Raw genomic sequence first — 7,517 nt, forward strand, 5'->3', positions numbered from 1 at the left:
CGCTGGAATATCGAGGTGAGTTATTATGAACAGAAAACGTTCTGGTCGTTATGCAGCTATATGTTACGCAGTCGGAAGGGAATCGAAATGTTGGTTAACCTGATCAACATCTCGTATTGTGCCATGAAGATACTGCCATATCAGGAAGAATCATTTTCAAAGTACCGTACAGAAAGTGTGCAGGAATTTCGGTTTGCCCTTAGTGAGCAAATCCGGCAGCAGGTATTTTATACCACTTTCGTGAGAAATATCGAAACCAGCATAAAATCCAGTGTTGTTATGAAAGCTTTAAAACAGTTAATTCGGCAACAGTGCTGGCATTTATAAAAGTTGTAAAGTCGTGTATATTCTCCTGAATTCTTAATAAATAAGGTTTTACAATTTCATAATTATCAATAGTCAGAAAATGAGATATTAATCCTAATAATTCAGCATCAGTTAATGGACCTCCCATGCTATGATCAAAACTTGTTCCAGTTTCATTATCAAGCCGTTCGAGAATATCTAATGCTTTCTCTAGATCCTCTACTTCTCCATTTTGGAAAATCAGTTTTACCGCCTGTTCATATGACCTTGTCAATTCATTCTGGAGAAAATACAAATCGCAGGTACGTGGTTCTCCCTTAAAAACTTCTGTATCCTGTAGCAGTAGTTCCAAATTAGTAATCGCTGATTCACAGATGTATTTAGAATCCATTTGTGCTGTGTGTGCACACAATTCTGCCATCTTGACAGAGTAAATTATCCAATTATAGAACCAGTTAATATTTTCACAATCAGCAACGACTGCCTCTATAGCTTTTCTATCCCCCTGCTCAGAGAGATAGTATATTTGTGAAAATAATTCTTTGAAGATTCTGATATCTTCTTCTCCTGGCATCTTCAGTTTTTTAATTTTTTCCCAGTTCCTAATAGCAGCTTCAAAGGAAACATCACTTTGCGGATAATATCCAGTTTCAATATATGAAAGATAGTCTTTCCAATGAATCAGCTGTTGCTCCTCCGCAATTGAAGCAATTTCATTAAATTCTATGTAGCCCTCTAGCTCATCATACGCAATCTCAATACATTGATTTCTTATTGAATCCTTTTCTTTTTCTATTGCTTCCATAAGCTTAGGAATAATACTAACCCCCTGCTCATCGAGATGATATCTAAAATAGTATTTAAAATCCTCAATCTTATACTGTTTAGCATCTGTATCTAAATACAGTTCCCACCAAGGTGTAATACCAGCTTTCGAAGAAATATAACATGCAAGCCGACCTGTATTCTTATCAAAGGTTGGTTTTCCATCAATCTGCATTAACTGATTCAGTTTAGAAGCACCCTTTATAGCACATATTGATTGGAAGTATTCTTCACCAGTACTCTCAAATTCGTTCATATCATCAAGCATTGCCAACAATTCACCAGCTGTTACCAATGCGACTAAATTTCTGGTTCTACCTGCGCTTCGAATAATACAATTAAGATTCATTCTTATGCGTTTTCGAGAATAACCCTCTGAAACTGATTTAAGAACAAATTCTTTCTCAATCAAAGCCATATTATCATCATCACGCTTAACCTTATACAGTAGTTCGGGAAGATAATAAAACGACTTATCAAATTCAAAAAATGGTTTCTCCTGTAACCAATCAGCAAGAATACCATAAACATTTCTCTCTAAATCAACCTTTTTATCTTTTAATGAAGATAACACAAATCGGCGGAAACTTTCATGATAAATTGAAAAGCCGCCACTTAGAATATTTTCAATCAATAATGGGTGAAGCACCGATATATCGCATTCTACAAATTCTCCATCTCCAGTAATCTCCATTAAATCATCTAGGCTAAGATAGAAATCTGCCCCACAAAGTGCATTAACTGTGCGATTGTTATGAACCTTTTTATATAAATAGGAATAATACTCAGATAGACTGATATCGTAATCGGGTATTCCGTCAATTAATTCTTTATTTACATTTGAGTTTCGTAACTGACGCAAGATATAACTGAGGTACAGCGCATTTCCCTGAGATTTTTTAAGCAGATATTCACTTATAGATGAGCAATCATCATCTTTGATAACATCATCAGTAATGTGAAAAGTCGCCATCAAGGATTTCACTTGCTTAATAGCCCATGGATCAATTTCAAATACACAGTAGCTATTGTCTTTGAATTTATCCAGTGCATCTATTGGCTGCGATGCTATTATGACATAGCAGTTATCAGGAAAATGAATTCCCAGCAGTTCCGAAATGATTTCAGTTTCTGAACGTGAAATAAGATCTTTATGTAGATCATATTCTCTGGAGATATGATCAAGGCCATCTACTACTAAATAGAATTCTTCTCCAATGAGTCGAAGCAGATTTTCAAGCTCTGCTTTATCAGCCCCAAAGATTGTATTCTTATGCTCAACTAATTCTGGGCATTGTTCCACGATCTGTGAAACCAGATTGCCATATAGGGAACTTACACGTATTCTCTCAAGACTATTTGTGTCCTGCAATGACTGAAAGCAATTATAATGAATAACTTTACTGTTATCATTCTCAAGTTTATCTATGTATTCATCGACAAGCCAAGACTTTCCAGATCCAGGATTACCAGTAATAATGACACGTTTTGAATCACGAATTGTTCCGTGCAGCCTTTCAATCTCATCATCAAGTATAACCTTATGCGCTGAATCCACTGGAAATCTTTGATCAAATTTCCCATAATCCATTATAAATCCAAGACGCCCCATTAATGTATTGGTATAAAGTCTATTACCCATCGCTCTGGAGTGCTTCACTTCCGTAGCAAGCTTATAAATAACTTCTTCTAAGTTTAGATTATCATTTGGATAAATTCCTATACCCAATTTCTCAACTTGCTTAATAACCACATTTTCGATTCCGCCAGGGTTCTTTAAGTCTAGACTTGCCTTAGGCATTTCAAGAATAATCGTAAGTTCATTACAAAACGATAAAAAGTCTTCTCTATCAATATATCCTTCTTTAATCGCCGTATTAAACTTCCTCCACGTTTTGGGAGGCAGTTTCCCTTCCTGCCAAAACAAATTTCCATCAAACATAAATGCAACCGTTGAAAAGGGTAGGGACTGATCTTGAATGGGCTTTAAAAAGTCTACAATCGGATCATCATCCCTAGGCCTGTTCCACGCAAGGCAAAGCTTTATCTGAGTATCATTTTCAGATTCTTTTCTAGTTTTCCAAGAAGCAAAAAGATCGCATAACGCAGTATCATGTCCATTGCCATTTGAAAAGTCATCTTTAGTAAGTTTATGGGAGCTTTCATCATCAGAATACTTAATCTGAAATTCAGTGGTACTATTAGGCGTCTTTACCTTTAAATCGTCAAATTTATCTCCGCTGAAATCCTTACGATCAATAATTATTTCAGCATCTGTCTGGCGAAGCATCAGTTGTAGGATTATTGAAACAGTAAAATAATCCTGATATTCATATCCTTCATGGATTGCGCTCTGCATTTAATGACCTCCTCATATCAACACTAATGAATCAACTTTTTAAGTCTTCTCCTGTCAGCAAATCATACGTTTCCTTATGCACGTATAGTAAGTTAAATCGCAAGATGGCTCACGACCAATAATTTTCACAAATCCGATTTGTAATAATCATTCTAGCATACCGTTATGAATAAATCATCTCATGCAAAACAATTTCTTCTGCTCGGTTGTGAATGTTATTGCAACGCTGCACACATTCCATTTGACAGATACGCTTTAATTCCTCGGTCACGCCCTCGGCGGCTTTCATCTGCTCCATGATGGTGTCTAACCGTTCCTGTGCCTGTTCGTTCAGGTCTGCAAGATATGTCCACAATTCCCCGGTCAGCGTCAATGTATTCAATCTCGCTGGATGGACTTCTCTTAAATATTCCCAGTGCATCCGTCCATACTTTCCGATGGGGCGGTGTTCCTCCGGCAGTTTCAAATCTGGTATATAATAATCTCCGATCAGAATGTAATGCAGTCCGTTCTTTTCATCGTAAATATATTTCTTTAATTCGCTCTATTTTTAATCTCCTCATTCTAGTTTGTTGTTTTTGCAAGTCTGACTCTCCAGAAATATTGGTAAATCATTGGTAAAATTGAGAACGGAACACAAGAAATGGTATTTATAGAAGTATTTAAGACGATTTGAGACTTTTTATTGTCATGCGTCGAATTATAGTTCCTACCTACGGCAACATTACCGCAAATTAAATTCGGCATCTCCTTCATATTATCTATCTTAACGTGCTGTATTTTACGGCACGTTTTTATCTGCCCTATTGACCATTACTTTTCTTTCCACTATAGTCTTTTCGTACCTAAAGAAAAAAGAGAAAGAACAGCCCCTCCTACAGTTCGTTCTTTCTCTCATACCCAATCAAGAGCCGCACTACAGGCCTCATGCAGGGTCATGCCCTAATAAATAGTTGCCTGTATCATAAGCGGTCATCTTGAAATGCCTCATGACATCCGAAGATGTATGAGTGTACATCGTTATATATGCACACTGTTATGATAAGAAAAAACTTACTGTTATGCAAGATAATTCGTATAAAAACTTCATCAAAATCTCTTTTTGATTCCTACATGGAGCATTTCCATCCCGAACTGGAGACCTGTCCAATCTGTGGGAGCACTGGTAACTGCCATGTCCATGACTATTATGGCAGATCTATCATTGACTTTGTAACCGGCAAACAGCAGAAATCACATCTTTGTGTCCTCCGTGTATTCTGTGAAAACTGTCAGCATGCACATGCTATCCTCCCGGATATCATCATCCCTTACTCAAGCTATGGTCTGTTCTTCATCCTTCGTATTCTCGGTGAATACTTTTCCAGACTTTACACGATCGAACAGCTCTGTGAAAGATTTGGCGTCTCACAGAATCAATTCTTCAAGTGGCTCGGTCTTTGGAAAACTCATAAACAGCAATGGCTTGGTCTTTTGTTGGATGCTGAGACTTCTGATTCCTCTTTTTTGAAGGATCTCGTCACCTTGGACAATTACTCTTCCTTCTCCATGGAGTTTATTCGGCTGGTGTCTCAGTCCTTTCTTCAATCACACCAAAATCCCATACTGGCAACTCTGAAAAACGCACGTTATCATCAGACCAGTTTCACTCCGGATATTTCCATCTTCTGACCACACGACCATGGGATGGCAACCGGCTTTTTCTTTGCTTATGATGAAGAAAACCTAAAAAGGAGGACTTTTTCATGAGTAAAGATACTGAAAAAACAAAACATAATGCTGAAATAGCCCAGTTCCGCTTCGCACTCATTGCTCCTGTCATTCAGGGGCTTTATCCTGATGCCTCGGCAACTGCCTACTACAAACGGGTCACCGCATTTCCCCTGACCCTTCCTGATGGTTCCACTGTCTCTTACAGTTATAAAACACTGGAAAAATGGAAGTCTCAGTACACTCTCGGCGGTCTGGACGCCCTGATGCCCAATGCCAGGTCTGATAAAGGTATTTCCCGTGCCTTAAATGAAGATGCCATCGCTGAAATCTATCACATCAAGGAAGAACACCCTCGCATGAATGCCACACAGATCTATGAGCATCTGGTAAGGGAAGCTTTCATCCCGGCTACTGTCAGTGTTGATTCTGTCCAACGCTTTATCAGACACAATGACCTCAAATCTGCCAGAGACCCAAACTTGCGTGACCGTAAAGCATATGAGGAAGATAAATTCGGAAAAATCTGGCAGGCTGACACCTGTTACCTTCCTTACATCACTGAAGATGGCAGATCGCGTCGTGTCTACTGCATCATGATCATTGATGATCATTCAAGACTCCTGGTAGGCGGCGAACTCTTCTACAATGATAATGCTTACAACTTCCAGAAAGTATTAAAGAATGCCATCGCTGCCTATGGAATTCCTGACAAGCTGTATGTAGACAATGGCTGCAGTTACTCCAACGAGCAGCTTTCCATGATCTGCGTATCCCTTGGAATCCTTCTTTTGCATACAAAAATCCGTGATGGGGCCAGCAAAGGCAAAGTAGAACGCCATTTCCGCACCCTGAAAGAAAGATGGCTTTATACGTTGGATATCAATTCCATCACTTCCCTTTCACAGTTCAACGGGATGCTCAAAGATTACATGCGCAACTACAACACCACCTTCCACCGTGGTATCAGCGGAGTTCCTTTGGAACGTTATCAGGCTTCCAAAGATCATCCCCGCAAACCTCTGTCGAGGCAATGGCTGGATGACTGCTTTTACAACCGCATCACCCGTAAAGTACGCAAGGATTCCACCATCACCATCGATAAGATCTGCTTCGATGTACCCATGCAGTTTATATCTGCAAAGGTCGATATCCGTTATCTTCCGGATGACATGGATTCTGCCTACATCCTGTTCGATGATAAAAAGTTTCCTATCCGCCAGACCAACCGTAATGAAAACTGTCGCACGAAGCGAAACAATCTTCCAATGATCGACTATTCCAAAGCTGGAGGTAAATCCTGATGTATAACTCCTTCTATGGCCTTACTTTTAATCCTTTTGACAAACAGCAGCTCAGGGAAAAAGACCATTTCATTTCCAGAGACTTCACCGAAATGACAAACCGTTTGAATTACCTGAAGGATATCCGTGGTATCGGTGTATTTACTGCCAGACCCGGCATGGGAAAATCCTACGCCCTGCGCTGTTTTGCAGCAAGTCTGAATCCCAGCCTGTACCACATGGAATATCTGTGTCTTTCCACCATCAGTGTCGCAGACTTTTACAAACAGCTCTGTGCTATCCTTGGAGTTTCTGACAAAGGAGGAAAGACCGGTATGTTCAAGGCTATCCAGGAACAGATTACCTACCTCTATAAAGAAAAGCGGCAGCCACTCCTTCTTGCCATTGATGAAGCACAGTACTTAAATACCGGTATCCTCAATGATATCAAAATGCTAATGAACTACGGTTATGATTCCGTCAACTACTTTACCCTGATCCTTTGTGGAGAATCCCATCTCAATGACACGCTCCGCAAGCCAGTACACGAAGCACTGCGTCAACGTATTACTGTCCACTATAACTACACCGGACTATCCGATGACGAGGTATCAAAATACATCCTGCATAAGATCCAACTGGCAGGTGCATCTTCCTCTATCATTGACCCGGCAGCTCTTGCAGCTGCCCATAGCTTTACCCAAGGCAATCCCCGCCTTATTGATAACCTGATGACAGATGCCCTGACTATCGGTGCTCAACAAAACAAGAAAGTCATTGATCACGAAATCATTCGTGCTGCTGTTGATAATCAAGGACTTTATTGATGAAGTTTTCAAAGTACATTATTAAGGCTGTGACTATTGTCATGGCCTTGTTTCAAAAACAGCACCGGCTGTTCTTCAAACAAAGCTACGACACTCTGCGGTTATCCCGCTGTGAGTCTGCGGCAAGTGCCGGTACGGCACAATCGGAGAGGTGTTTACACCGAAATCAACGTGCAGTTTCTACCTCCCACAATGTGCCGTCTGACA

General features: G+C 39.9%; 7 protein-coding genes. 5 read left to right on the forward strand and 2 right to left on the reverse strand.

All coding sequences use genetic code 11. The annotated features are described in order from the left end of the window. The coding region (locus G614_RS0122845; RefSeq protein ID WP_027643760.1) for a hypothetical protein at window positions 1–327 on the forward strand (327 nt) is incomplete at its 5' end. On the opposite strand, the gene G614_RS28675 is transcribed toward G614_RS0122845, so the two are convergent. Next, window positions 278–3,490, reverse strand: a complete 3,213-nt coding sequence (locus G614_RS28675; protein WP_242828191.1) for an ATP-binding protein — start codon at window positions 3,488–3,490, stop codon at window positions 278–280. The genes G614_RS0122845 and G614_RS28675 overlap by 50 nt on opposite strands. A 163-nt stretch (window positions 3,491–3,653) precedes the next feature. Beyond that, complete coding sequence (locus G614_RS0122855) at window positions 3,654–4,016, reverse strand: TnpV protein (RefSeq protein WP_027643761.1); 363 nt, start codon at window positions 4,014–4,016, stop codon at window positions 3,654–3,656. Window positions 4,017–4,603: 587 nt separating this feature from the next. Between G614_RS0122855 and G614_RS35215 the strand changes: the two genes are divergently transcribed. The 4 genes from G614_RS35215 to G614_RS32240 all read left to right on the forward strand — a co-directional run. After that, window positions 4,604–5,161, forward strand: a complete 558-nt coding sequence (locus G614_RS35215; RefSeq protein WP_420341544.1) for a DUF6431 domain-containing protein — start codon at window positions 4,604–4,606, stop codon at window positions 5,159–5,161. A 74-nt stretch (window positions 5,162–5,235) separates the two neighbouring features. Then, a complete protein-coding gene (locus tag G614_RS0122865) occupies window positions 5,236–6,504 on the forward strand; it encodes a DDE-type integrase/transposase/recombinase (protein WP_027643298.1) in 1,269 nt (422 codons plus the stop codon). After that, window positions 6,504–7,310, forward strand: a complete 807-nt coding sequence (locus G614_RS0122870; protein WP_027643297.1) for an ExeA family protein — start codon at window positions 6,504–6,506, stop codon at window positions 7,308–7,310. The genes G614_RS0122865 and G614_RS0122870 overlap by 1 nt, the downstream gene beginning before the upstream one ends. Beyond that, window positions 7,310–7,517, forward strand: a 208-nt coding sequence (locus G614_RS32240; protein WP_207637860.1) for a hypothetical protein, incomplete at its 3' end; no start/stop codon positions are given. The genes G614_RS0122870 and G614_RS32240, both read left to right, overlap by 1 nt.

Source organism: [Clostridium] clostridioforme AGR2157 (assembly GCF_000424325.1).
Classification (GTDB): Bacteria; Bacillota; Clostridia; order Lachnospirales; family Lachnospiraceae; genus Enterocloster; species Enterocloster clostridioformis_A.